This is a genomic window from Bacillus sp. M5A3_1b (genome assembly GCF_053345335.1).
This window is the reverse complement of record NZ_JBKEZY010000001.1, coordinates 1,009,618-1,032,791: the sequence shown is the minus strand read 5'-3', so window position 1 is coordinate 1,032,791 and position 23,174 is coordinate 1,009,618. Positions and strand designations below refer to the sequence as shown.

At 36.4% G+C, this 23,174-nt stretch carries 29 protein-coding genes and 1 riboswitch; of the genes, 13 read left to right on the top strand and 16 right to left on the bottom strand.

Translation table 11 applies throughout. The features are described from left to right. Positions 1-14: 14 nt before the first annotated feature. Positions 15-236 carry a hypothetical protein gene (locus ACLBWW_RS05480; RefSeq protein WP_000639043.1) on the bottom strand — a complete coding sequence of 74 codons (222 nt, stop codon included), beginning with the start codon at positions 234-236 and terminating at the stop codon, positions 15-17. Positions 237-527: 291 nt separating this feature from the next. Here ACLBWW_RS05480 and ACLBWW_RS05475 point away from each other — a divergent pair, with 291 nt between their 5' ends. Further along, the gene (locus tag ACLBWW_RS05475) at positions 528-911 is read left to right on the top strand and encodes an ATP synthase subunit I (protein WP_048540841.1); all 384 of its coding nucleotides are present in this window, start codon (positions 528-530) and stop codon (positions 909-911) included. 115 nt (positions 912-1,026) lie between these two features. Here the strand turns inward: ACLBWW_RS05475 and ACLBWW_RS05470 are convergent, their stop codons facing one another. Both ACLBWW_RS05470 and pckA read right to left on the bottom strand, forming a co-directional pair. After that, positions 1,027-1,224, bottom strand: coding sequence for a hypothetical protein (locus ACLBWW_RS05470; protein WP_048540839.1), 198 nt, complete (start codon positions 1,222-1,224; stop codon positions 1,027-1,029). 294 nt (positions 1,225-1,518) lie between these two features. After that, a complete protein-coding gene (gene pckA, locus ACLBWW_RS05465) occupies positions 1,519-3,105 on the bottom strand; it encodes a phosphoenolpyruvate carboxykinase (ATP) (RefSeq protein ID WP_048540837.1) in 1,587 nt (528 codons plus the stop codon). Positions 3,106-3,333: 228 nt separating this feature from the next. After that, positions 3,334-3,455: riboswitch (SAM riboswitch) on the top strand. A gap of 169 nt (positions 3,456-3,624) precedes the next feature. Between pckA and metK the strand changes: the two genes are divergently transcribed. Next, positions 3,625-4,824 carry a methionine adenosyltransferase gene (gene metK, locus ACLBWW_RS05460; RefSeq protein ID WP_000163113.1) on the top strand — a complete coding sequence of 400 codons (1,200 nt, stop codon included), beginning with the start codon at positions 3,625-3,627 and terminating at the stop codon, positions 4,822-4,824. Between the two features lie 41 nt (positions 4,825-4,865). Here the strand turns inward: metK and ACLBWW_RS05455 are convergent, their stop codons facing one another. From ACLBWW_RS05455 to ACLBWW_RS05445, 3 genes are read right to left on the bottom strand one after another with little or no spacing between them, the layout of a single operon-like run. After that, on the bottom strand, positions 4,866-5,045 hold the full coding sequence (locus ACLBWW_RS05455) for a hypothetical protein (RefSeq protein ID WP_048540834.1): 180 nt from the start codon (positions 5,043-5,045) through the stop codon (positions 4,866-4,868). A gap of 6 nt (positions 5,046-5,051) precedes the next feature. Then, positions 5,052-5,231 (bottom strand): hypothetical protein, encoded by a 180-nt coding sequence (locus ACLBWW_RS05450; RefSeq protein ID WP_048540832.1) that lies wholly within the window; start codon positions 5,229-5,231, stop codon positions 5,052-5,054. A gap of 54 nt (positions 5,232-5,285) precedes the next feature. Continuing rightward, positions 5,286-5,462 (bottom strand): hypothetical protein, encoded by a 177-nt coding sequence (locus ACLBWW_RS05445; protein ID WP_176374056.1) that lies wholly within the window; start codon positions 5,460-5,462, stop codon positions 5,286-5,288. Positions 5,463-5,561: 99 nt separating this feature from the next. On the opposite strand from ACLBWW_RS05445, the gene ACLBWW_RS05440 reads away from it, so the two are divergent. Both ACLBWW_RS05440 and ACLBWW_RS05435 read left to right on the top strand, forming a co-directional pair. Further along, the gene (locus ACLBWW_RS05440; RefSeq protein WP_048540830.1) at positions 5,562-6,071 is read left to right on the top strand and encodes a MogA/MoaB family molybdenum cofactor biosynthesis protein; all 510 of its coding nucleotides are present in this window, start codon (positions 5,562-5,564) and stop codon (positions 6,069-6,071) included. After that, positions 6,068-6,670, top strand: coding sequence for a molybdenum cofactor guanylyltransferase (locus tag ACLBWW_RS05435; RefSeq protein ID WP_048540827.1), 603 nt, complete (start codon positions 6,068-6,070; stop codon positions 6,668-6,670). The genes ACLBWW_RS05440 and ACLBWW_RS05435 overlap by 4 nt, the downstream gene beginning before the upstream one ends. Before the next feature lie 285 nt (positions 6,671-6,955). On the opposite strand, the gene ACLBWW_RS05430 is transcribed toward ACLBWW_RS05435, so the two are convergent. From ACLBWW_RS05430 to ACLBWW_RS05420, 3 genes are all read right to left on the bottom strand, one after another. Further along, positions 6,956-8,098 carry a glycosyltransferase family 4 protein gene (locus tag ACLBWW_RS05430; protein WP_048540825.1) on the bottom strand — a complete coding sequence of 381 codons (1,143 nt, stop codon included), beginning with the start codon at positions 8,096-8,098 and terminating at the stop codon, positions 6,956-6,958. Between the two features lie 12 nt (positions 8,099-8,110). Next, positions 8,111-8,644 (bottom strand): phosphatase PAP2 family protein, encoded by a 534-nt coding sequence (locus ACLBWW_RS05425; RefSeq protein WP_000868583.1) that lies wholly within the window; start codon positions 8,642-8,644, stop codon positions 8,111-8,113. 296 nt (positions 8,645-8,940) lie between these two features. Next, on the bottom strand, positions 8,941-9,453 hold the full coding sequence (locus ACLBWW_RS05420) for a gamma carbonic anhydrase (protein ID WP_000640203.1): 513 nt from the start codon (positions 9,451-9,453) through the stop codon (positions 8,941-8,943). A 74-nt stretch (positions 9,454-9,527) separates the two neighbouring features. Here ACLBWW_RS05420 and ACLBWW_RS05415 point away from each other — a divergent pair, with 74 nt between their 5' ends. The 3 genes from ACLBWW_RS05415 (at position 9,528) to ACLBWW_RS05405 (ending at position 11,710) form a co-directional block, all read left to right on the top strand. After that, positions 9,528-10,331, top strand: coding sequence for an alpha/beta hydrolase (locus ACLBWW_RS05415; protein WP_048540823.1), 804 nt, complete (start codon positions 9,528-9,530; stop codon positions 10,329-10,331). A gap of 37 nt (positions 10,332-10,368) precedes the next feature. Beyond that, positions 10,369-11,433, top strand: coding sequence for a tetraprenyl-beta-curcumene synthase family protein (locus ACLBWW_RS05410; protein ID WP_048540822.1), 1,065 nt, complete (start codon positions 10,369-10,371; stop codon positions 11,431-11,433). A 61-nt stretch (positions 11,434-11,494) separates the two neighbouring features. Beyond that, a complete protein-coding gene (locus tag ACLBWW_RS05405) occupies positions 11,495-11,710 on the top strand; it encodes a hypothetical protein (protein WP_048540820.1) in 216 nt (71 codons plus the stop codon). Between the two features lie 38 nt (positions 11,711-11,748). Here ACLBWW_RS05405 and ACLBWW_RS05400 read toward each other — a convergent pair whose 3' ends face one another. The 7 genes from ACLBWW_RS05400 to ACLBWW_RS05370 form a co-directional block, all read right to left on the bottom strand. Continuing rightward, entirely contained in the window at positions 11,749-13,050 is a 1,302-nt protein-coding gene (locus ACLBWW_RS05400; protein WP_048540818.1) for a PepSY-associated TM helix domain-containing protein, read from the bottom strand. A 115-nt stretch (positions 13,051-13,165) separates the two neighbouring features. Then, positions 13,166-13,690 carry a hypothetical protein gene (locus ACLBWW_RS05395; protein ID WP_048540816.1) on the bottom strand — a complete coding sequence of 175 codons (525 nt, stop codon included), beginning with the start codon at positions 13,688-13,690 and terminating at the stop codon, positions 13,166-13,168. Then, on the bottom strand, positions 13,687-14,361 hold the full coding sequence (locus ACLBWW_RS05390; RefSeq protein WP_048540814.1) for an aspartate/glutamate racemase family protein: 675 nt from the start codon (positions 14,359-14,361) through the stop codon (positions 13,687-13,689). Before ACLBWW_RS05390 ends, ACLBWW_RS05395 begins: the two co-directional genes overlap by 4 nt. A gap of 24 nt (positions 14,362-14,385) precedes the next feature. Beyond that, positions 14,386-15,066: an ABC transporter permease gene (locus ACLBWW_RS05385; RefSeq protein ID WP_098047260.1), complete on the bottom strand. Its 681-nt coding sequence runs from the start codon at positions 15,064-15,066 to the stop codon at positions 14,386-14,388. 18 nt (positions 15,067-15,084) lie between these two features. Beyond that, positions 15,085-15,918 (bottom strand): ABC transporter ATP-binding protein, encoded by an 834-nt coding sequence (locus tag ACLBWW_RS05380; RefSeq protein ID WP_098122816.1) that lies wholly within the window; start codon positions 15,916-15,918, stop codon positions 15,085-15,087. A gap of 197 nt (positions 15,919-16,115) precedes the next feature. Continuing rightward, entirely contained in the window at positions 16,116-16,688 is a 573-nt protein-coding gene (locus ACLBWW_RS05375) for a class I SAM-dependent methyltransferase (protein ID WP_087984867.1), read from the bottom strand. Further along, positions 16,685-17,644, bottom strand: a complete 960-nt coding sequence (locus ACLBWW_RS05370) for a TIGR01212 family radical SAM protein (protein ID WP_098633404.1) — start codon at positions 17,642-17,644, stop codon at positions 16,685-16,687. Before ACLBWW_RS05370 ends, ACLBWW_RS05375 begins: the two co-directional genes overlap by 4 nt. Before the next feature lie 111 nt (positions 17,645-17,755). Between ACLBWW_RS05370 and ACLBWW_RS05365 the strand changes: the two genes are divergently transcribed. The 6 genes from ACLBWW_RS05365 (at position 17,756) to ACLBWW_RS05340 (ending at position 23,154) form a co-directional block, all read left to right on the top strand. Beyond that, a complete protein-coding gene (locus ACLBWW_RS05365) occupies positions 17,756-18,019 on the top strand; it encodes a YtzC family protein (protein ID WP_000840869.1) in 264 nt (87 codons plus the stop codon). A 15-nt stretch (positions 18,020-18,034) separates the two neighbouring features. Next, positions 18,035-18,184 (top strand): hypothetical protein, encoded by a 150-nt coding sequence (locus ACLBWW_RS05360; RefSeq protein WP_001129345.1) that lies wholly within the window; start codon positions 18,035-18,037, stop codon positions 18,182-18,184. A gap of 168 nt (positions 18,185-18,352) precedes the next feature. Continuing rightward, the gene (locus ACLBWW_RS05355) at positions 18,353-19,375 is read left to right on the top strand and encodes a DUF418 domain-containing protein (RefSeq protein ID WP_048540806.1); all 1,023 of its coding nucleotides are present in this window, start codon (positions 18,353-18,355) and stop codon (positions 19,373-19,375) included. Between the two features lie 231 nt (positions 19,376-19,606). After that, a complete protein-coding gene (locus ACLBWW_RS05350) occupies positions 19,607-20,368 on the top strand; it encodes an ABC transporter ATP-binding protein (RefSeq protein WP_048540804.1) in 762 nt (253 codons plus the stop codon). Positions 20,369-20,384: 16 nt separating this feature from the next. Then, positions 20,385-22,244: an FtsX-like permease family protein gene (locus ACLBWW_RS05345; protein WP_048540802.1), complete on the top strand. Its 1,860-nt coding sequence runs from the start codon at positions 20,385-20,387 to the stop codon at positions 22,242-22,244. Between the two features lie 343 nt (positions 22,245-22,587). Further along, entirely contained in the window at positions 22,588-23,154 is a 567-nt protein-coding gene (locus ACLBWW_RS05340) for a tyrosine-type recombinase/integrase (RefSeq protein WP_098047266.1), read from the top strand. Positions 23,155-23,174: the final 20 nt, after the last annotated feature.

Below are 23,174 nucleotides of genomic sequence, written 5' to 3'. Positions count from 1 at the left end.
TATGATCTGCTTTCCTATTTTTTTATTTTTGGTAAGAAGACGAGAAATAAGATAGCAGTAATAAGTGGAATTAAGTTTAAAAATGGAATACGGAAGAGTGTGATAAGAATAATACCTGGAAGAAGAACACCGAGGACAGCGTAGAAAATACTATGATTTTTCGTGTACCAATACAATGAAAGTCCAATAAGTGCAGGGATAATGAGGTGAATGAGAGCCATTAAAAAATAAATCATTAGACGCCCCCTTTATTTGTGTACTTATTACATCATATCCGTATGTTCATAGATTGATATCACTTTTTTCATAAATGGACGAAAAATGTTTGGAAAAACGTCATAAATTATGAGGATATGATGTTTGAAATCTTGTATAATATTATTTCCTGAAAACATTCAAACAACATAAACATAATGTTTATGTTGTTTTTAATTTGAGTGAAATGAATTTTAAGTAGTATGAACTCGAAAGAAATGAGTTATACAGCTTTTGTTGGATAGATAAAAATTACTGAAGAGGAGAACAGCATGATTAGTATGTCATTAAGATCATTTAAAATTCAATCGTATTATTTACTAGGTTTTCTTTTGTTAGGATGGATGTTAACACCGTTTTCAGCTCATTTTCTAGGTGCTGGAATTGGACTTATCGTAAGTATGTATTGTGTTTGGCTTTTAGGGAGACGAATTGAGAAGCTTGGAGATAGTATCGTAAAGAAAACGAAAGCACCGACGCTCGGTATGTTTAATCGTTTTGCGGCTGCTATTTTGGGCGCTATTATTATGTACGAAATTGAGCACCATATGGTTATGTGGGCATTTGCAGTAGGGATTCTGGGTGGTTATTTCTTAATCGTTGTGAATTTAGGCTACTATAGTATGAAAGATGAGGAAGAATTAACAAAAGGCTAAAAAGATAAAAAGCCTCTTTTTAGATGGAATAGAGGATCCGGCGAGGGGGAGTTACAATAGGAAGCATAATTTTGCATAAAATACAGGTTTAGGCTTCCTATAAGCTAACATGAAATCACGTATTAGTATGACTCTTATGTTCTTTAAAAAAGGTGGATATAATACAACAAATTATTCCGGTAATTAGAATAATATATTTTATCGTTTCATTTGTATGCTCAAATAAATTAACGTTAAGCATCACAAGTCCCCAAAACATTTGGATCGCTCCATAACTGAATAAAATTTTTCCTGTACGAGAAAAATTTTTCATAGCCCTCATCCTTTCCTGTATATGTAAATTGTATCATAAAAAACTCAAAACGAATGATTATAAAATGAATTTTCAGTAAAATCAGGATGTTGGTATGTAATTTTATGAACTAAGTCATAGATGGAGAGATAAGATATAGAAAGAAGCTTACGTTAAAAACGTAAGCTTCTTTTTTATGTAAGTGTGTATAACCGTTAAGCCGCATTGGGTTTTGTCGGTGAGTACACGGAACTTTACGGTTACACGACACTTATTCATATGAGTAAAAGGGGTATTCCAACAGAAAGTTTGTACTTAAGCGATTGGACCGCCTAAGTTAATAATATCTTCAGAAACGCTGTCGAACTTTTTGAAGTTCTCTTTGAATTCGCTCGCAAGCTCGATTGCTTTCTCTTTATAAGCAGCTTTATCAGCCCAAGTTTGTTCAGGCATTAACACTTCGTCAGGTACACCTGGTACGTGAAGTGGAACTTCAAGACCGAAGATGTCATGTTTAGCTGTTTCAGTTTTCGCAAGTTCGCCGCTTAATGCTGCTTGAATCATTGCACGAGTGTAACCTAAGTTCATACGTTTACCAATGCCGTATTCGCCACCAGTCCAGCCAGTGTTTACTAAGAATACTTTCGCATCGTGTTTCTCGATTTTTTCACCAAGCATTTCAGCATAGCGAGATGCATCAAGTGGTAAGAATGGTGAACCGAAGCAAGTTGAGAATGTTGCTTGCGGAGATGTAACGCCGCGCTCTGTTCCTGCTAGTTTACTAGTGTAGCCACTTAAGAAATGGTACATAGCTTGTTCTTTTGATAACTTACTGATTGGAGGCAATACGCCAGATGCATCAGCCGTTAAGAAAATGATTGTATTTGGGTGTCCAGCAACACTTGGCAGTACGATATTGTCAATCGCATGCATAGGGTATGCAGCACGAGTATTTTCTGTTAAAGTAGTATCGTTATAGTCTGCGATACGCGTTTGGTTATTAATGATAACGTTTTCTAAAACAGATCCAAATTTGATTGCATCGAAAATTTGTGGTTCTTTCTCATGAGAAAGGTTTACACATTTTGCGTAGCAACCGCCTTCAATATTGAATACACCGTTATCAGACCAACCATGCTCATCATCACCGATTAATTTACGGTGTGGATCAGCAGATAATGTTGTTTTACCTGTTCCAGATAAACCGAAGAATAGTGCTACGTCGCCTTCTTCACCTACGTTTGCAGAGCAGTGCATAGAAAGAATATCTTGTTCAGGTAGTAAGAAGTTCATAATAGAGAAGATTGATTTTTTCATTTCTCCAGCGTATTCTGTACCACCAATTAGTACGATACGTTTTTCGAATGAAACCATAATGAATGCTTCAGAGTTTGTACCGTCAACAGCTGGATCAGCTTTGAAATTCGGTGCAGAAACAATTGTGAACTCTGATTCATGAGTTGTTAATTCTTCTTCAGTTGGACGAATGAATAATTGATGTACAAATAAATTGTGCCATGCATATTCGTTAATAACTTGAATTGGTAGGCGGTAATTGCGGTCAGCGCCTGCAAATCCATTGAAGATGAATAACTCTTCTTTTTCTTTTAAGTATTCTAAAACTTTAGTGTATAATTTATTAAAATGTTCTTCAGAAATCGGTTGATTCACTGCTCCCCAAGCAATTTTGTCAGCAACCGATGCTTCTTTCACAATAAATTTATCTTTAGGAGAACGTCCTGTATATTTTCCTGTTGAAGCAGAAACGGCACCAGTAGAAGTTAATTTCCCTTCATTTCGCATTAATACTTTTTCCACTAATTGCGGAACACTTAGTTGAATCTGTGCATTGCTTCCGTTCAATAATTCGTGTAAACCAATTTGGACATTCACAGTACTCATATTTATATACCATCCTTTTCATTTAATGAAATATTTCTCGTAATCCCCAACAAGAGTATAACACAATTATATAAATAATGTATACTATTTATTTCTTTTTGTTTGTGTGAATGTATTATTTCCTTATTAATATTTCATTCCAGGCGTATTGAGAAAAACTTTCAGGAAAATGTGAATATTAATTGACAAATGAATATCATTTCTTTAGTATAGGTTGGGACGGATACTCTCTTATCCCGAGCTGGCGGAGGGACAGGCCCGATGAAGCCCAGCAACCTCACTTGTAGTGGTAAATACAGGTGAATAGGTGCTAAAACCTGTGCGAGGCTAACGGTCTCGAACGATAAGAGCAAAGGGCAAAAAGCAGTATGCAAGTAGCAAATTAAACCTTTCCTCTATGCAAAGTAGGAAAGGTTTTTCTGTATGCTTGTGTGGGAGAATAAATGTATGTCGCAGTTTGTGGCAAATTAAGGATGAGTTCCGTACAATATATACAATTACTGTAGGGAGGTTTACCACATGACAAAAAAACGTCATCTGTTCACATCTGAGTCTGTAACTGAAGGACATCCAGATAAAATTTGTGACCAAATTTCTGATTCAATTTTAGATGCGATCTTATCAAAGGACGCAAATGCACGTGTAGCTTGTGAAACAACTGTAACAACTGGTTTAGTATTGGTAGCGGGGGAAATTACGACTTCTACTTACGTAGATATTCCAAAAATCGTTCGTGAAACAATTCAAGGCATTGGTTACACACGCGCAAAATACGGATTCGATGCAGAAACTTGTGCAGTTTTAACATCTATCGATGAGCAATCTGCTGACATCGCTATGGGTGTTGACCAAGCGCTAGAAGCACGCGAAGGTCTAATGACTGACGCTGAGATTGAGGCAATTGGTGCGGGAGACCAAGGTTTGATGTTTGGCTTCGCATGTAATGAAACACAAGAATTAATGCCACTTCCAATCTCGCTTGCTCACAAATTAGCTCGCCGTTTAACTGAAGTACGTAAAGATGACACATTATCATACTTACGTCCAGATGGAAAAACGCAAGTTACAGTTGAGTATGATGAAAATGGTAAACCTGTACGTGTAGATACAATCGTAATTTCTACACAGCATCATCCAGATGTTACATGGGAAGAAATCGATCGCGATTTAAAAGAGCATGTAATTAAAGCTGTAGTTCCAGCAGAATTAATGGATGGAGAAACGAAATTCTTCATTAACCCAACTGGCCGCTTCGTAATTGGTGGACCACAAGGTGATGCTGGTTTAACAGGACGTAAAATCATCGTTGATACTTACGGTGGATACGCTCGCCACGGTGGCGGTGCATTCTCTGGTAAAGATGCAACGAAAGTTGACCGTTCTGCAGCATATGCAGCTCGTTATGTTGCGAAAAACATCGTAGCAGCTGGTCTTGCTGACAAAGCAGAAGTACAACTTGCATACGCAATTGGTGTAGCACAACCAGTATCAATTTCAGTTGATACATTCGGGACTGGTAAAGTATCTGAAGACGTACTAGTAGAACTAGTTCGTAACAACTTCGATCTTCGCCCAGCTGGTATTATTAAAATGCTAGACTTACGTCGCCCAATTTATAAACAAACAGCAGCTTACGGCCACTTCGGACGTACTGATGTAGACCTAACATGGGAACGTACAGACAAAGCTGCAGCTTTAAAAGAGCAAGCTGGTCTATAATATATGAAAAAAAGCTTTGCGCCGTGAGCGCAAAGCTTTTTTTATTTTGTTTTACTTACAATTTTAATGCATGAGTTACAATACACTTCGCCGTCTAGCTCAATATACTTTTTCATATTCGTCATGCCACTTGCCGGAAAAGGCATATGAATCCATGCCTTTTCATACGTTTGTATTTCTTTCCTGCAGGATTTACAAAGGATTGGTTTCTTCTGGAACATATGTAATCAACCTTTCATGTGGCGTGCTTTACCTGCGCAAAAGGCACTGCTTAGTAAAAATAGTGTTGCGAATATAATGCTTACTAATGTAGCGTATGGAATTGCGCCTTTTAGAGAAAATCCGACAGTAATGGAAGCGATGAATAAGAGGATGAATGTTGTTGTTAATTTTTTATAAAGTTCCATAGTAAGTAGACCTCCTTATTTAAAGGTAGAACGTTTAAAAATAAAATCTACTATCTAGGCAAGTGCAAGAGGAATTAATGTGCTAGTCAAATAGTAACGAATACCACCATCAGGCATAAGCACATACAATTTTAAAAAGTTAATATCGAACCCGTAAGCGATACATTGAAAAAGGGATAATATAATTAGGAATGGTATAATGGGTACGGATCGTTTCATATTTTGAATCATGTAAAGCTCCTTTATATGGATAAACATACTTATATTGTATCATGTTGAATTCTTCGCTTCATACATAATTTTACAATAAAATGAAAGGAAAGATGAAAAATGAGTGTTAATGAACATAAAAAACAAGCACCAAAAGAAGTGCGTTGTAAGATTGTGACGATTTCCGATACACGTACAAAAGAGACAGATAAGAGCGGACAACTATTACATGAATTGTTAAAAGAGGCAGGGCATACTGTAACTGCTTATGAAATTGTAAAAGATGATAAAGAAAGTATTCAGCAAGCAGTGTTAGCTGGTTATCATAGAGAAGATGTTGATGTCGTGTTAACAAATGGCGGAACTGGTATTACGAAGCGTGATGTGACGATTGAAGCAGTATCAGCGTTATTACATAAAGAAATTGTCGGGTTTGGTGAGTTGTTCCGCATGATTAGCTATTTAGAAGATATCGGAAGCAGCGCAATGTTAAGTAGAGCGATTGGTGGTACAATTGGGCGCAAAGTAGTTTTCTCGATGCCAGGATCGAGCGGAGCAGTTCGCCTTGCGATGAATAAATTGATTTTACCGGAATTAGGTCATATTACATTTGAGCTGCATCGCCAATGAGTAAGTATGCTGGAATTGTATTAGCAGGCGGTATATCGAGTCGATTCGGTGAGCCGAAAGCGTTAGCAATTTGGAAGGGAACTACTTTTGTTGAGCATATTGTGAAAGTGATGGGAAATACTTTGCAAGACATTGTAGTAATTAGCCATACTGATATAAAAGAGCGAGTAGAGCAACTCGTACAAGTTCCTGTTATAGAAGATATTCCGCATTATAAAGGAAATGGACCACTTGCCGGCATTGTATCAGGTATGGAATATATAGAAGCAGATTGGTACGCTATTATGCCTTGCGATGCGCCAAATGTTTCGCGCGAATGGTTTACCATTTTGCTAGAGCAAACGAGTAATGAATATGATGCGGTTGTACCTATTATTAATGGAAGAAAACAACCGTTACTTGCAGCGTATCATAACCGTATGAAAGAAAAGATTTATGCTTTGCTTCAGGAAGAAAAAAGAAGTGTGGGCCAGCTTTTATTACAATGTAATGTAAAGTATGTTGCTGGAGAAGATGTACAAGCGAATGCGGATTGGTTTATAAATGTGAATACGAAAGAAGAATATGTGCAGGCTCAAAAAAACCTTTCAAATGAATGAAAGGTTTTTTGATATACAGAAATTGGGGAACAATTACTGTATAAAGGTATGTGAGTAAGTTGATTTTAAGGGGAATTCTTAAAATCAATATACAGTTAGTTAAAACACTGTATAACCATATATTAATTTTTATGGGTTTTTATTACAAGTCTGTTTAGTTATGTTTATTTTTGATATAATGAATATAGAAATAAAACAATATTTAACCTTATGTATCATTTATGAAACTAAAATTTATAATTGTGTAATAAACTCCCTTCGTCTAGTTGAAGGGAGTTCTTCTGTTTAAGCGAGTAATTCGGATGCGGTGTTCTGAAGGACGGTTTCGTATTGGGCAAGTAACCCACGGAAAATCTCATCCCAGCTTTTTGTTTTAGCATAAGATGAAGCCGCTATGCTCATTTGCATAAGTTGCTCTTCATTTCGCAATAAAGAATGGATGGATGATAGAAATGAATCCGCATGTTTGGGCGGGCAAAGAACTCCTGTCTGTCCATCCGTAATAATATTTTTAACCCCGCCACTATTTGCACCGATGACAGGTGTACCGCATGCAAGTGATTCGAGTACGACATTTCCGAACGTTTCAGTAGCGGATGGAAATACCATGATGTTAGAACAAGCATATGCTTCAGCTAAATCCTTACCTTGTAAATATCCAGTAAAAGTGACATTTGTATTCGGAACAGCTTCACGTAAATTTATTGCTAGAGGACCGTCTCCTATAATGAGCCAATGAATATCGTTTCGAGTATGCGCTGTTTTCGCGATAAGGTGTTGTAACGTATCAATATCTTTTTCAGGGGCAAGCCGTCCAACATAGGAAAGGACATACTTCGCTGTAATATTATATTTTTTTCGGAATAGGTCTGTATTGTAAGATGGATGAAAGAGTGTGCAATCTACACCGCGTCCCCATATGGAGAGGGCCTGAAAGCCTTTGTTTTTTAGGTGGTGTAACGTTTCAAAGGAAGGAACGAAATTTTTTTGCATATGACTATGAAACCATTTTAAATAGTTCCAAAGCATATTAGAGAGAAATTCGATTTTGTAATAGCGTAAATAAGCATCGAAATCAGTATGATAAGAACCGACAACTGGGATGTTTAACTTTTTTGCATAATACAATCCACAAAGTCCCATGTTGAAAGGTGTGGCAATGTGAATAATGTCAGGCTTAAAGGAAAGAAGTTCTCGTTTAATGCGCGGAGTAGGAAAAGAAAAGCGACATTCTGGATATAATATTGTTAACGGGATACTTCTCATCTTGTTCACATTAGCCACGAAATTATCTTCAGCTGTATGCTGAGGAGCGAAAACAGAATAGGCGATCTTTTCTTTCTGAAAATAACGTGTTAATCGTTCTAATGTTTTCGCAACTCCGTTAACTTGTGGCGTAAAAGTATCGGTAAAAATGGCGACTCTCATCATATCACTCCTTTATGTGAAAAGTGGGATGAATTGATAAAAAGAGATGATGCCAGAGCAAGTGCCGAGGCACATACCGACGAATACATCAGACGGATAGTGAAGCCCTAAATAAATGCGAGAAATACCAACGCATAATGCTAACGGTAATAGAAAAGCAAATATGCTTGGATTATAGCAAATAAATGGAATAAGGACAGAGAAAACGGCTGTTGTATGACCAGACGGGAAAGAGTGGTCTTTTAATGGATGGACTGGATATTTCGCATCCTGAATTGTTAAATAAGGGCGTTTTCGCGGATACCATCTTTTTAATATTTGTACAGGAATATGGCTAATTGCTAAAGAAATAGCAGTTGCGATTGCAGCTTGATGCAAAGTCCCTTTTGCAAAAATTAAAAAGAAAAGTGTGAGTGCGATTGAGAAAGTAGCACCACCGATATGAGTAATATTGCTGAAAAAGATATTTAATGTTTTTTGATCAAAGTATCGGTTAATTCCTTTGAAAATGTAACATTCTATTTTATACAGTCCACTGACCTTCATGAAAATTCTCCTCCCTCGTTTACATATATATGGAGATATTAGCTTTTATTTTAATAAGATTTTATTGAGGGAGTAATAATGTTTTGTAAAGAAAAAGTTAGTTTTTATCCCGCTTTAATGGGCAGTAAGACCCCCACCGCAAAATTCAGCGAAAGCAAAGAAGTTAGGTGGGGGTCGGGCTGCCCATAAAAGTCCGATTGGTGAGGGCTGATAATCAGTGGGAGATGAAGAAAACCCCCACTGATTAAAGTTTCACTTTATATAAAAAGCTGCCACTTTAATGGCAGCTGGAAAAGTTACTTCTGTAATGATTTATAATACTGGCCTTTTTCAACATATTGTGTGCGAATTCGCTCCATGTCTTTACGGTCTTCCTCTGTTAACTCACGAACGACTTTCGCTGGGCGACCGAACGCTAACGTGTTTGGCGGGATTTTCTTTCCTTGAGAAACGAGGCTTCCAGCACCGATAAAGGCTCCTTCACCAATTTCAGCACCATCTAATATAATAGATCCCATTCCAATTAAAGCATCTTTTTTAATATGACAGCTATGTAAAATAACTTGATGCCCAACTGTAACATCGTTTTCTAAAATAAGAGGGTACTGCGGGCTTTGATGAAGTGTACATTGGTCTTGTACATTTACTCGGTCTCCAATGATTGTTGGTGACACATCGCCGCGTATGACTGTATTAAACCAAATACTTGATTCCTCACCAATGGAAACATCGCCTGTAATGGTAACATAGTCAGCGATAAAAGCACTACTCGCAATTTTCGGATTTTTTTCTTTGTAAGGGTATATCATGTAAAGCCTTCCTTTCCTAGAGACTAGTTTTAGTGTATCAAATTATGAGAAAGAGTGAAATGGAGGAGAGCCGTATGTGGAATTATGAAGCAGAGGAAGCGAAAGCTGTCGTTGTTATCGTGCACGGCGCAATGGAATATCACGGACGTTACGAAGCCATTGCGGAAATGTGGAATCATATCGGCTACCACGTCGTAATGGGGGACCTTCCGTCACACGGAACGACTTCAAGAAATAGAGGACATATTGATTCATTTGATGAATACATAGAGGAAGTTAAATTATGGGTGAAAGAGGCAAGAAAGTATAGGTTACCTATTTTTATATTTGGTCATAGTATGGGTGGTCTTATTGTCATTCGTATGATGCAAGAAACGAAGAGAGAAGATGTAGACGGCATTATTTTAAGTTCGCCATGTTTAGGCTTAGTAGCTGGACCTTCAGCACCACTTCAAGCTGCCTCAAAAATATTAAATATTATTGCTCCAAAATTGCAATTTGCAACGAATCTTACAGTGGAAATGTCCACTCGTAATCATGAAGTTAGGGACGCGATGGAGAATGATTCATTGTTCTTGCGCAAAGTATCAGTACGTTGGTATAGTGAATTGATTAAGTCTATCGAAATTGCTCATAAAAAAATAGATGATTTTCCAGATGTTCCGCTCTTGCTAATGCAGGCGTGTGAGGATAAACTTGTAGATAAAACACGTGTCCGCATGTGGTTTGATAATGTTAAAATGAGTGATAAGGCTTTTAAAGAATGGCCGAATTGTTATCACGAGTTATTAAATGAGTATGAGCGTGATGAAATTTTGAATTATATTCAGTCATTTACTGAAATACGCATCAATAACATAATAGAAACAAATAAGTAAATTATTTGTACATTGAATAGAGGAGATGAAGGAAGAAGTGAACGTACCGAGTAATCCCATAACGCTCATGGCGAAAGTATACCGTGATGTGTTTCCGGTAGTACACCATGAGCTAGCGGTGTGGAAAGAGCGTGCCTACCATATTCCGAATGATGAGCTTCATAGTCAGGCAATCGCAAGTATTGAGAATAAAACGTTTCATTGCGAAGGCGGTGGTATTTTAGCACTGCTAGCAAATGAGCACCGAGAGGAATGCATTCGTTTTATCGTAGCGTATCAAACAATCAGCGATTATTTAGATAATTTATGTGACCGCAGTACATCACTTGATCCGAATGATTTTGCCGCACTGCATGAATCTATGTTAATGGCATTATCACCTGAAGTAGAAGGTGGCGGTAATTATTATCGCTATCGTGATGACCAAGACGATGGTGGTTATTTAGATGAACTCGTTGAAACATGCCAAGATGTTTTAAAGAAAACGAAGCACTATGACAAAATTGCTCCTGTTCTTCATGAACTTGCTTGTTATTATTGTGATTTGCAAATTCATAAACACGTGAAGTTAGAAGAAAGAGAACCACGCTTACAAAAATGGTTTGAAGCACATAAAGAAAATTTACCTGAAATGAGCTGGTTTGAATTTTCAGCATGTGCCGGTTCTACACTTGGAATCTTCTGTCTTGTCGCATATGCATTTCATGATGAATTACATGATGAAGATATTGCGAAAATTAGACAAGGATACTTCCCATACGTACAAGGACTTCACATTTTACTTGATTATTTCATCGATCAAGAAGAAGACCGTATAGGCGGGGATTTGAATTTCTGTAGTTATTATGAAAATGAGCAAGCGATATTAGATCGTATGAAACATTTTGTAGAAGAAGCAGAGAAGAGCATTGGTGATTTACCTCATGCGAAGTTTCATCGTCTCATAAGCCGAGGGTTACTTGGTATTTATTTATCAGATCAAAAAGTATCAGCACAAAAGAATATGCACAAAATGGCACGGCGCATTGTAAAATACGGAGGGCTTACTTCACGATTCTTCTATTGGAACGGGAAGATGTACCGAAAGAAAATGGCGCAGTGATGAATAAAACCACTCATATAGAGTGGTTTTTGTTATAATATGGTAAAGGTTGGTGGTAGAAATGAAGCGATTGTTTCAAAAGCTATATGAAAATATTGAAGTAACGTTACTCATGCTACTTTCCATTTCATTTGTAACTGGAATGTATATGATGATGAATAGGCCAAGTGGTCCTACTATGATGGATTATGTGTCGCAAGTAATAATTGGCACAATTATTATTGTAGATATCGTGTTCTTAATGAATAGTAGAAAAAAACAAACGAATAGTAAATAAAAAAGCATTTGTACACGAGAGTACAAATGCTTTTTTATTTATGATCGTATTTTTGCAAATACATATATAAGAAGTTCAATCGCAAAAATAACTAAAACAGATAGTCCAAATAAAGGCATGACAGCGCCTAGTATAACCATCATGATAAAGAAAACGAGTACGCTTTTCTTATCTCTTTGCTTTGGCGGTGCTGCTAATTTTCCTTTCGGCTTTCTTGCAAACCACATTTTTGCTCCGTAATAAATAAGAAGTAATAAAGATAATGTCGTTAGTAAGCATAATATTTTATTTGGCCATCCGAATAAATGTCCTTCGTGAAGCGGGATACCGTAAGTGAACCATTGTGCAAATAATCCATAATCACGATAGTCCGTTTTTGAAATGAGTTTTCCGCTATATTGATCAAAGTAAGCTGTTATTTCTTCATTTGGTGCCACATCCATGCCCGTAATACCAGAACCGCTCGATTTCGAAACGGTGAATACACCTTTCGGATCAGTTGGTAGTGAGATAACGTATGGCTTCTTTATTTCAATTCCTTTTTGTAATTCATCGACAGAAATTGTTTTTAGCTCATTTGAATTCGATTCAGGAGGAGCTTCTTTTCTTGTTGCCCACGGCAATTCTTTTACCTTTGATTCAGGCGGTGCCATATACAACTTTGGATATCCAATCGATTCATTCGACGATGCGATTTTATAAATTTGGTTACCCATAAATCCTGACCATGGCAATCCAGATGCGACTAACAAAACGAGTGGAATTGTAAATATAATACCGATAATAGAATGACGTCGTTTTGCTTTTTCTCGCTTAGTGGATGCCGGTGTGTTTTTGAATTGGCGTATACTCATATACAATCCAGTCACAATTAAAAAGATTGTCCAGCATGCCGCAAGCTCTACAGTATAGTTGACGACAGTGCCACCAACTAAAAGAGAACTATGTAATTCCCGCATTATATTGGCAAACGTTTCACTTGCATTTTGATCTCCAATAATTTGATTATTGCTATCTAAATACACATATTTTTGTTGCCCCGTATATTCATTTGCAATAGTAAGCCTCGTATTATAATCCCCATTAAACTCACTAATTTTCGCCACACTATAATGTGGATATTTTTTCTCTGTTAAGGAAATAGAATCAGACATCGAAATAGATTCCGTTTGGGCGCTCTTCCCAAAATATAAATCTTTATAGATGAAATCTTCAACTTCTTCCCGAAATAAATACCCAATTCCGCTCAGTGACAACGTAATAAGAAGCGGTGTAATAAAAAGCCCAGCATAAAAATGCCAACGCCAAAAAATGTAATGAAGCGAACGATTTACTTTCATACTTTCAGTTCCCCTAACCTTTCCTATATGAATAACTACTTATTTAATATAGCGAGATTAAGTGTGATTACTTTGAAAGAATTGTGAAGAAAGTTAAAAGTTTTTAGAGCAGATTTTATCGGCAAGACATACAATACGCAATGCAAAGCTTAGTTGAATGAATTAGCTCTTCATTTCCTTTTTGTAGTCTGATTTGAAGTGCCTTTTGAAAATAAGATAAGGCAGTATGGAAGTCACCTTCATCTAATTTGCTTTTTCCATAATGTTGGTAGAAGAAGTCTTCATAGGCGGGTAAGTCTGGTAGTGTTTGTAGAAGTTCGGTAAAGAGTGCATTTGCAGCAGGAAATTTTCTTTCCCAATGATATGTATGTGCAAGACGAAGTTTGTTAATAAAAAGCCCTTGGATGCTGTCCGTTTGTGTGTAATATTCAATTGCCTCCTGTAAGTAATATTTACTTTCAGAAAGGTTGCCAGCGATTCGTTCATAAACGCCGATTAATCCGCAGCTCTTTCCATATAACGAATCTTCATGTAAATGTTCTTTCAAAAATGCAATCCCTTGCTTCATTTCAGCAAGGGATATAGGTTTTTCTCTAAGGTTTTCGTCAAATGTGTATCCCATTTCAAAAGGTATATTCATTTGGACCCCCTTATATTTTTTGCATACATCTCAACAACACCCTCAGCAAGACATTGAGCAGAATCCACAAAATCCTCACTCGCCACAACATTCAAATCAGTACATGCGATGATAGCAGTATCTATTTCATCTTTTAATTGTAAAACGAGCGCGCTCCATAATTTGCGGGCTTCTTCAATTTCTCCGCCTTTAATACAAGTAATAATTTGATTAATGCTTTCCTGCCATTGTTCGTTATGAATGTACTCTATATTACGCTTTGCAATCCCGTCTTGATAAATACCAGCTTGGATTGTCGCTTCTGTTGCGAGAAGCGTGACTCTTTTTATATTTTCAGGAATTGTTTGTAACGTCTCATCGACGATATTTAAAATCGGAATGGAAAGAGAATGTTGTAATTCCTCAAAATAAAGATGCGCCGTATTGCACGGCATAGCAATAAATTCTACGCCAGTACTTTCAAGTTTTTGTGCTCCTTCAATAATCGCTTTTTTCATCGCTTCGTGATCAATAGGGCGATCCATGTAAAACGGTGTTGGGCACGAATAGATCATCATATGAGGAAAGTCCATATCATGTTTTGCTCCGTATATTGTTTGACACTTTGCTACAACTGTATCAACGAATGGCCCAGTTGATTTTGGTCCCATTCCTGCTAGTATTCCGATCATTGGTTTGTCTCCTTTAATATGTAATTAAAAACGTTTTTTACGAACGACAAAAAGAAATAAAGTAAGTAATAAAAATGAATATACGATAGCCCAAGCTGTGAGCCATAGCGTGTGAGTAAGTATATTAAATTTGTATTGTCCAAGCATTAGAAAGCTTTCGACAGGTGGTAAAAACCATAGTAACTCTTTTTTAAACCGGATTGAGGCGATCGTTATAAGTAATATGAATGTAAGGCTAAGCCAAGCGGTGCTTGTTTTTTGAATCATATTTCTAGTAAATAAAGTTGCAATTGAAATTCCTATTATAGAGAAAGACATATGAGCGAGAAATCCGACTAGAAATAACGAAACTGTCATTTCTTCATTAAACATTTGCAAAATAATTGGATAGATTACAGATATAAAAGATAACACAGTACAAATGAGAAGAGAGGTAATATATTTACCGACGTACAATGCTGAAATATTATTTGTATGAGAAATCGTAATTTGTTCTTGTACAGGGTCTTCAGTATGAAAAATTGTGATCGTAATCCAAGCAGATAATAGATAAAGTGCGAGTGCTGTTTCTAAGTATGTCGGTACAATAGGAGTCGGTTTATATGTATATACAAAAAGTAAGCTCACAAAGTACATCGCAATAGGAGGGACGTACTTATACGATTTTGTATAGTCGAGAAAGTGATAACGAATAAGCGCAAACATAATAAACCTTCTTTCGATTTAAAAGTTAGTTTGTAGCAGTGTGATAGATGCTTTTTTATGTAATAAAAACTGAAGCATTTCGTTTGTATATTCTTTTTCGATTTGTAATTGAATAAGGTTTTGATTTGCATTGTGTGCAACGTGTATAAAGCCTAATTGTTTCCGTAGTTCTATCGCTGAAAATGTTTCATGAACGATTGCTTCAATATAGACTTGTTCTGCTCCTTTTTGCACAGAGATATCTTCCGTGATTGTATGATTTGCTAACGTCACAATTCTATCGGCGAAGTTTTCTAGTAGTTGTTTTTCGTGACATGTGAAGAGTATAGATATGCCGTGTTGTTTTAATGAGAGTAGAATATGTTCTAGTTCTTGCTGAGAGGTAGGATCAAGTCCAGAAAGAGGTTCATCTAAAATTAATAAATGGACATCTGTAAGCAATGCTTGCATAATGCCAGTTTTTTGTTTCATACCTTTTGAAAAGTTTCGTACAACGGAATGCCTTGCATGATGTAAATGAAAAGATTCAAGAAGCATCGGAATTTTATCTTTTAAATATTTTGTTGATAAGCCGTGGATGTGGCCGAGATGATATAAATAATCCTCTAATGTAAAACGAATCCCTTCAGGAAAATGTTCAGGTACATAGCCGATTTGTATATGTTCTTTTTTTTGAAGTGTCCCTGCTGTAGGTGAAATAAAACCTGCAATTATTTTGAGTAAAGTACTTTTTCCAGTCCCGTTCCCGCCAATAATAGCGAGTGCCTCTCCTTCTGGAATGGATAAATCGATGTTGTCTAGTATAAGTGATTTGCCATACTTCTTTTGAATTCCCCTTAGTTCTACTAGCAAAGTTCTATCCTTCTTTCTTCAAATAGTGTATATATCCATTATATAGCAGAATAACAAAAAGACGTGCAGTGAGTGCACGTCTTTTTTTGTTATCTTTTGTCGATAAGTCGATATATTGTGTCGAATCGTTGATATATCGAAAAAATCGCTGATATATTCGGAGTTACGATAGATATAATTGAAAAATCGTCGATATATTATCGCTTCTCAATCGCCACAATAAATGGCGGGTTATTTTGCTGGTTAATGAAGCCGTATCGTAGTACGTGAGCTTGTTTTTGGTCGAGTTCTTCTGCAAATTTGAGAACAGCGTCGCGTTCTACTTGTCCTTCTGGGTGTCCGTGGTAAATGACAAGGACGATAATTCCTTCAGGTGCCATTACTTCTAGTAATTGTTCAATTGCCGAGAGTGTTGAGTTCGGTTTTGTAACGATATGCTTGTCACCACCAGGAAGGTAACCTAAGTTGAAGATAGCGCCTGTTACTTTTCCTTTTGCATCTTCTGGTAGTACGGATAGAAGCGTATCGTGACTATTGTGAACTAAAACAGTACGTTCAAAAAGCTCTTTTTCTTTTAGACGGATAGTAGAGCTTTCAATTGCTTCTTTTTGAATATCAAATCCAAATACTTTTCCGTTATCTCCAACGATTTCAGCTAGGAAGCATGTGTCATGTCCATTGCCGAGCGTTGCATCTACAGCGTAATCGCCTTCTTTTACTGCCGTTTGCAGTAGTGTGCGAGCAAACGGTAATACACGTTCTAATTTCATTGTTGTTTCTCCTCATTTGCATATTTTCCTTGCCAGCTTCCGCGGCGTACAAATTCTGCATCGATGGAATTTAATACTTCCCATTTATTTAAGCTCCACATTGGACCAATCATTAAGTCAGGCGGACCGTCACCTGTGATACGGTGCACAATTACGTCTTCTGGAATCATTTCAAGTTGGTCAACAACGAGACTTACGTAATCCTCAAGAGAAAGGAATTCTAGTTGTCCTTTTTCATATTGCTTCACCATTGGCGTTCCTTTTAATAAATGAAGTAAATGAATTTTAATTCCTTGTACATCAAGCTTCGCTACTTCACAAGCTGTTTCCATCATCATGTCGTAATCTTCAAGTGGAAGACCGTTAATAATATGAGAGCAAACTCTAATACCATGTTTGCGTAATTTATTTACGCCTTCCACGTAAGAAGGATAATCGTGAGCGCGATTAATAAGGTTTGCAGTTCGTTCGTGAACAGTTTGTAAACCGAGTTCAACCCAAAGGTATGTGCGTTTATTTAAGTCCGCTAAATATTCAACAACATCATCTGGTAAGCAATCTGGACGAGTTGCAATAGAAAGACCGACAACGTCTTTTTCTGCTAGAAGCGGTTCGAATTTTTCTTTTAAAATTTCAAGTGGTGCATGTGTATTTGTGTACGCTTGGAAATAAGCGATACATTTTCCGTCTTTCCACTTCGAGCGCATTTTTTCTTTCATTTCATGATATTGCGTTATAACATCATCGCGGCGATCACCAGCGAAGTCACCAGATCCGGCAGCACTGCAAAATGTACAACCGCCGTAAGCAACTGTACCGTCACGGTTCGGGCAATCGAAGCCAGCATCTAATGAAACTTTAAAGATTTTTTCACCAAATTCATTTCGTAAATGGTAATTCCATGTATGATAACGTTTATTGTCGTTTGTATATGGAAAAGGGTTTTGAACCTTCATTACTTTCCCTCCTAAGCCGAGTCAAAATGAAACAAAATCCATTATAACATACTCATAAGGTAGAGATGGAAGGGACACACTAAAGGGGAATTGAAGCAAGGAGGGACAATTATGGCAGAGCGTCAATCACTTGAATCGTATATTACACAAGCAGAACAAGCGGTGGAATACGCGAAAGAACAATTAGACCAAGGCATGAGACAAGAGCATTACAATACGATGGAGTATTCAGATGCGCAGTTACAATTAGAACAAGCATATAACGATTTACAAACGATGCAACAACATGCGAATGATGAGCAACGTGAGCAATTAAATAGAGCACGTATGGCAATTCGCCAACTGCAACATCAAATGATTATTACACCGCACTAATAAGGAGTGAATGTAATGGCGAAACGTTCAGATCAAAATAATCCAGAGCAAAAAACACAAAATGGACATAACGCTGAGTTTTCGAATGAACTTGATCCAGTTGTTCAAGTGAAACAGCGCAACAGTAAAAAAGGACAGCCTCAAAGATCGAAGCAATCAGAGTAAACCAGGTCGCAATATGACCTGGTTTTATTTTGTATCGCAAAAGTCTGATTAAAGCTTCATTTTACTATATGACAATAATGTAAGATTCCTGTAAGGTTTGTCGATAGTTGTAAGATAACATGTCCAGTAGAGTAAGGGAGGATTAAATTTTGGACAAGGAGTTGCTTTATGGGGAACAACATTACAAACAAACGAATTGATGAGTTAGATTACATTCGTGGCTTCGCATTACTGGGGATTATTTTAGTGAATATTCTTGCACTACTTAATATTAAAATTCCAGATCCTAATACAGTAGATGCTAGCTATCAAAGGTTTCTATACTTATTTGTAGAAGGTCGTTTTTTCTCGATTTTCTCATTCTTATTTGGAGTAGGATTCTACATCTTCATTACAAGAGCAATTGCGAAAGGGAAGAATGGATACGTTCTATTTCTACGCCGCGTAGTTGCACTATTTATTTTTGGTTTAATTCATCAAATGTTTCAGCCTGGAGAAGCACTAGCGTTATACGCAATTTGTGGATTAGTCGTTTTACCGTTTTATAAAGCGAAAAAAGAAGTGAATGTAGTAATCGGTCTTATTCTTACGATAGCTTTTAGTATTATGGCAACTAAGGAATTATTACCATTAGGTTTAATTTTATTAGGTCTTGCTGCGGGGCAGTATAAAGTGTTTGAAAATCTTTCAGCAAAAATCAAACAAGTCGCTATTTTTACAGGTGTCATGTTTGTTTTAAGTGTTGTAGCGTTATGGTATCAATATGGGCACGTTCCTGCTGAGCCATTCGTAAATATGATGCTCATGAATGAGGATGGAACAATGGACGCTGCAGGTCAATTCTTAAAAATTGGCGTTACAGTTGGATCAATTATTTCAGCTTTCTATGTAGGAGCATTAATTTTATTACTTCAGTTAAAACCAGTTCAAACATTGTTAGCACCACTGAAATACTACGGTCGTATGGCTTTAACAAATTATATCGGACAAACTGCAATGATTTTAATTGCTGGTAGCGTATTTAACTTTGCAGGAAACTTAACGTACATACAGACGTTATATGTATGTATTGCAATTTACGCTATTCAAATTGTGTTTAGTGTGATTTGGATGAAAATCTTTAAAATGGGTCCACTAGAATGGATTTGGCGTGTTATTACGTATTGGACGGTAACACCTTTAAAGAAATAAAGAGAGAAGTGGGCTGTTCCTTTTGTGGAACAGCTCATTTTTATTGTTATCTTTTGTCGGTAAGTCGATATATTTTGAGAATCGCTGATAAAATTTCATTTACGAACGAACCTTACACGTGCATCTTTTTTATATTACAAAAGTGTAAGGTAATTGTAATGTTAACAAATAGCAGTTCCTTTCCAAAAGGCGCAAAATAGGTAATGGAAAAACAAGCGTAGGAGGATATATATGACGAAACCAGTTGTAGACGTGAAAAACGTTCAAAAAGTGTACGGTAAAAAGGGTGAGAATCAATCACAAGCGTTAAAAGGTGTTTCATTCTCAATTCAAGAGGGTGAGTTTGTTGGGATTATGGGACCATCTGGTTCTGGTAAAACGACATTGTTAAATGTAATTTCAACGCTTGATAAAGCAACGGGCGGCGTTGTTGAAATTGCGGGTACGGATATTACGAAAATGAAGCAAGGTGAGCTTTCTGATTTCCGTTCACAAAAGTTAGGATTCATTTTCCAAGACTTTAACTTATTAGAGAACTTATCTATTTATGAAAACATTGCACTTCCGCTTTCTCTTCAAGGTGTTCCATCACGTAATATTGGACCGAAAGTAGAAAAAGTAGCGGATATGTTAGGGATTACAGAAATTCTTCAAAAGTATCCATCTGAAGTATCTGGTGGACAGAAACAACGTTCAGCAGCAGCGCGCGCGCTTGTGCATGAGCCGGCAATTATTTTAGGGGACGAGCCAACAGGAGCTCTTGATTCTAAAAATGCAGCGAGTTTACTTGATGCGATGACAAACTTAAATGAAGAACAAGGCGTATCTATTATGATGGTTACACATGATCCGTATAGTGCAAGTTATTGTCAGCGAATTTTATTCATTCAAGATGGTGAGCTATATAAAGAAATTCATCGTGGTGGTACGCGTGAAGAGTTCTACAAAGAGATTTTAGATGTACTTGCAGATTTAGGTACACAAAAAGCGTAAGAAAGGAGGTTCCAGTATGTTATTTAAACTTTCCATGTCGGGGCTGAAAAGTAAGCTGAAAGATTATATCGTCTTACTTGTCGGTCTTGTCATGTCGATTTCAATTTTTTACATGTTCCAAACGTTAGCGCTGAATAAAGCGTTTATCGAATCTAACTCAGTTATTCAATCAATTGGATTCGTATTCCAAGCAGGTTCATTTTTACTAGCTATTATAACGTTCTTCTATATTTTATATGCGAACTCTTTCTTATTATCTCTTCGTCAAAAAGAGTTCGGTATGTATATGATGTTAGGAGCAAAAAAGCATAAAGTTACATTACTTATGTTTATTGAAACGATCGTATTAGGCGCTGCGTCTCTTGCGATTGGTATTACAGTTGGTGTAGGACTTGCAGAAGGTATCGGACAGTTATTAATGAAACAGCTTGAATTTGCTGGTGAAGGATATAAAGCATTTTACCTTCCATCTATGACTGTTACTTGCATCTTCTTCTTTGCACTATTTGTATTATCAGCAATTATGAACAGTATTAAATTATCACGTATTTCTGTACTGCAACTTGTACATGCGGATGCACAAACAGAGCGTGTTGCGGTAAAAGGAAAAATGACAGGTGTCGTTGCAATCCTTGCTGTTATTTTATTAGGAATTGGCTATGCATCAATGATTTACATGGAAAAACTAAGAGAAATGGGAATCCTTATTGCATTAATTACAACAACAGCTGGTACTTACATGCTATTTGGATCACTTCTTCCAGTTATTATTAAAAAGTTAAAAAGTAATAAAAAGCGTAGTGAAAAAGGGCTTAACGCTTTTACATTTGCTCAATTAAATTTCCGCATTAATAGTTTAACGAAAGTACTTGCGACAGTAGCGATGTTAGTAGCGCTTGGAGCTGGTGCGATTTCAGGTGGCATGGCGTTTAAAAATAACGTTATAAAAATGGTTGATGGTTTAGTAATATATGATTCAGTAGTTCATAATCCAACAGCTGAAGAAAAGAAAATTTTAGATGGTATTACATTTAAAGAGAAAAATGAATATCGTTACAAAGTTGATGATAAGTATGTTTATTACGTAAAAGAAGATTTAGAGAAAAATCGTCCTTTAATAAAAGATATGGCGAATATGAAGTCAATGAAAGATTTAGTGAATACAAAGAACGTTTCAGCGGAACTACCAGTAGGTGCAGTTTCTAGAGAAATGAATGAAAAAGATGCGAATACTAAAGAGCTTTCAGTAGAATGGGTAGATGCTTTTAGTTCAATTCATCCCTATTATATAAGCGAAGATCATGCAATTAAAATTGTAGATCAAAAAATGTACGATGGGATAAATGGTAAAGAAGGTATAGCATTTATCGGAAAAACAGAAGACTTTTTAACATATAAAAAAGAATGGAAAAAACTTGACGAGTTGCAGCTAGATAAATATAAAAATGTAACAGCTGAAAGAATGAGCAGTAAATATCAAACTTACGATATGTTCTATGGGATTGCGAGTGGAACAGTATTTATGGGGTTCTTCCTTGGAATTGCATTCTTAGCAATGATGGCAAGTTGTTTAATGTTTAAAATTCTTTCTGGTGCATCAAAAGATATTACGCGTTATCAAATGCTTCGTAAAATCGGTGTGCGCCGTGAGTTATTAACGAAATCGATTTATAAAGAGTTATTTTTAGTATTCTTATTCCCGGCAATTGTGGGTATCACTCACGTATTAGTTGGTATGAATATTTTCGGATTTATTTTAGTTGATCCGTACTTCCGTATTTGGGTGCCAATCGTAATTTTCGTAGTTATTTATGCGATCTATTACTTCATTACAGTTCAATTGTATAAAGGTATTGTTCTTCCGAAAGAAGATTAATACGTAAAAAGCCGAGTGAAAGCACTCGGCTTTTTGTATTTTCAGAAAAAATACTTTAATGTTACTGAAATATATAATATAATGTAAATAAGTAACATAATATATGAGTATCAGCAACCGAAAAGTGAAAGGAGGAATCCGATCTATAGGAAGAAGCTGAATTTGTACCCCCTATTTTTTCTACCCACACCGTATTTGTACAATCATAAATTTCCAAATGAAAAATTGTCGTAAGAGTATATTGTGAAAATAATGGATAATACATGGAAATCTCATAGCATGATAAGGTAAAATGGACAGGATAATGAGAAAATTACCGTTCATAAGATGAGGAGATACATGTATGGAAGTTGTAGAGGCATTAAAAGATATAAGCCAAATTGAGGATATGAAAAAGTATTTAAAAGAGCATTCGCAGCGAGATTATCTTTTATTTGTTATTGGGATCAACACCGGATTAAAGATTACTGAGCTACTTAGTATGAAATTTGAAGAGGTATTAAATGAAGATGGAACTGTTAAAGAGTTTTATTCTCTTCCTGTAAAAGATGAAAAATTTAAACAAGATATTTATTTAAATACAAAAGTAAAAGAAGCGCTTTTAGAGTACGTACAATCTATTAATGCTCAAAGAGAAAACTACGTATTTCAATCTAATAAAACGACAAATTCAATTACGCGCCAACAAGCGTATCGTGTAATTCATAATGCTGCTGAAGCAGTTGGGATTGTTGGTAAAATCGGAACAAACTCAATGAGAAAAACGTTTGGATTTCATGCATACAAAAGAGGAATAGCGATTGCGCTATTGCAAAAACATTTTCATCACGCGACACCTTCAGAGACATTAAAGTATTTGGGAATCTCAAAAGATGAAGAATTTAAAACAGAGATTGATGTCGATTTGTAAAAGCCGTAACTAAAAATTTT

Coding starts and splice junctions, on each gene's coding strand:
- ACLBWW_RS05430 (WP_048540825.1), bottom strand. CDS start 8,098: ATGAGAGTCGCCATTTTTACCGATACTTTTACGCCACAAGTTAACGGA.
- ACLBWW_RS05455 (WP_048540834.1), bottom strand. CDS start 5,045: ATGTTCCAGAAGAAACCAATCCTTTGTAAATCCTGCAGGAAAGAAATA.
- ACLBWW_RS05420 (WP_000640203.1), bottom strand. CDS start 9,453: ATGATATACCCTTACAAAGAAAAAAATCCGAAAATTGCGAGTAGTGCT.
- ACLBWW_RS05405 (WP_048540820.1), top strand. CDS start 11,495: ATGAAGCGATTGTTTCAAAAGCTATATGAAAATATTGAAGTAACGTTA.
- ACLBWW_RS05360 (WP_001129345.1), top strand. CDS start 18,035: ATGGCGAAACGTTCAGATCAAAATAATCCAGAGCAAAAAACACAAAAT.
- ACLBWW_RS05345 (WP_048540802.1), top strand. CDS start 20,385: ATGTTATTTAAACTTTCCATGTCGGGGCTGAAAAGTAAGCTGAAAGAT.
- ACLBWW_RS05445 (WP_176374056.1), bottom strand. CDS start 5,462: ATGATTCAAAATATGAAACGATCCGTACCCATTATACCATTCCTAATT.
- ACLBWW_RS05365 (WP_000840869.1), top strand. CDS start 17,756: ATGGCAGAGCGTCAATCACTTGAATCGTATATTACACAAGCAGAACAA.
- ACLBWW_RS05350 (WP_048540804.1), top strand. CDS start 19,607: ATGACGAAACCAGTTGTAGACGTGAAAAACGTTCAAAAAGTGTACGGT.
- metK (WP_000163113.1), top strand. CDS start 3,625: ATGACAAAAAAACGTCATCTGTTCACATCTGAGTCTGTAACTGAAGGA.
- ACLBWW_RS05480 (WP_000639043.1), bottom strand. CDS start 236: ATGATTTATTTTTTAATGGCTCTCATTCACCTCATTATCCCTGCACTT.
- pckA (WP_048540837.1), bottom strand. CDS start 3,105: ATGAGTACTGTGAATGTCCAAATTGGTTTACACGAATTATTGAACGGA.
- ACLBWW_RS05370 (WP_098633404.1), bottom strand. CDS start 17,644: ATGAAGGTTCAAAACCCTTTTCCATATACAAACGACAATAAACGTTAT.
- ACLBWW_RS05355 (WP_048540806.1), top strand. CDS start 18,353: ATGGGGAACAACATTACAAACAAACGAATTGATGAGTTAGATTACATT.
- ACLBWW_RS05475 (WP_048540841.1), top strand. CDS start 528: ATGATTAGTATGTCATTAAGATCATTTAAAATTCAATCGTATTATTTA.
- ACLBWW_RS05440 (WP_048540830.1), top strand. CDS start 5,562: ATGAGTGTTAATGAACATAAAAAACAAGCACCAAAAGAAGTGCGTTGT.
- ACLBWW_RS05390 (WP_048540814.1), bottom strand. CDS start 14,361: ATGATCGGAATACTAGCAGGAATGGGACCAAAATCAACTGGGCCATTC.
- ACLBWW_RS05425 (WP_000868583.1), bottom strand. CDS start 8,644: ATGAAGGTCAGTGGACTGTATAAAATAGAATGTTACATTTTCAAAGGA.
- ACLBWW_RS05470 (WP_048540839.1), bottom strand. CDS start 1,224: ATGAAAAATTTTTCTCGTACAGGAAAAATTTTATTCAGTTATGGAGCG.
- ACLBWW_RS05395 (WP_048540816.1), bottom strand. CDS start 13,690: ATGAATATACCTTTTGAAATGGGATACACATTTGACGAAAACCTTAGA.
- ACLBWW_RS05415 (WP_048540823.1), top strand. CDS start 9,528: ATGTGGAATTATGAAGCAGAGGAAGCGAAAGCTGTCGTTGTTATCGTG.
- ACLBWW_RS05385 (WP_098047260.1), bottom strand. CDS start 15,066: ATGTTTGCGCTTATTCGTTATCACTTTCTCGACTATACAAAATCGTAT.
- ACLBWW_RS05450 (WP_048540832.1), bottom strand. CDS start 5,231: ATGGAACTTTATAAAAAATTAACAACAACATTCATCCTCTTATTCATC.
- ACLBWW_RS05400 (WP_048540818.1), bottom strand. CDS start 13,050: ATGAAAGTAAATCGTTCGCTTCATTACATTTTTTGGCGTTGGCATTTT.
- ACLBWW_RS05340 (WP_098047266.1), top strand. CDS start 22,588: ATGGAAGTTGTAGAGGCATTAAAAGATATAAGCCAAATTGAGGATATG.
- ACLBWW_RS05435 (WP_048540827.1), top strand. CDS start 6,068: ATGAGTAAGTATGCTGGAATTGTATTAGCAGGCGGTATATCGAGTCGA.
- ACLBWW_RS05375 (WP_087984867.1), bottom strand. CDS start 16,688: ATGAAATTAGAACGTGTATTACCGTTTGCTCGCACACTACTGCAAACG.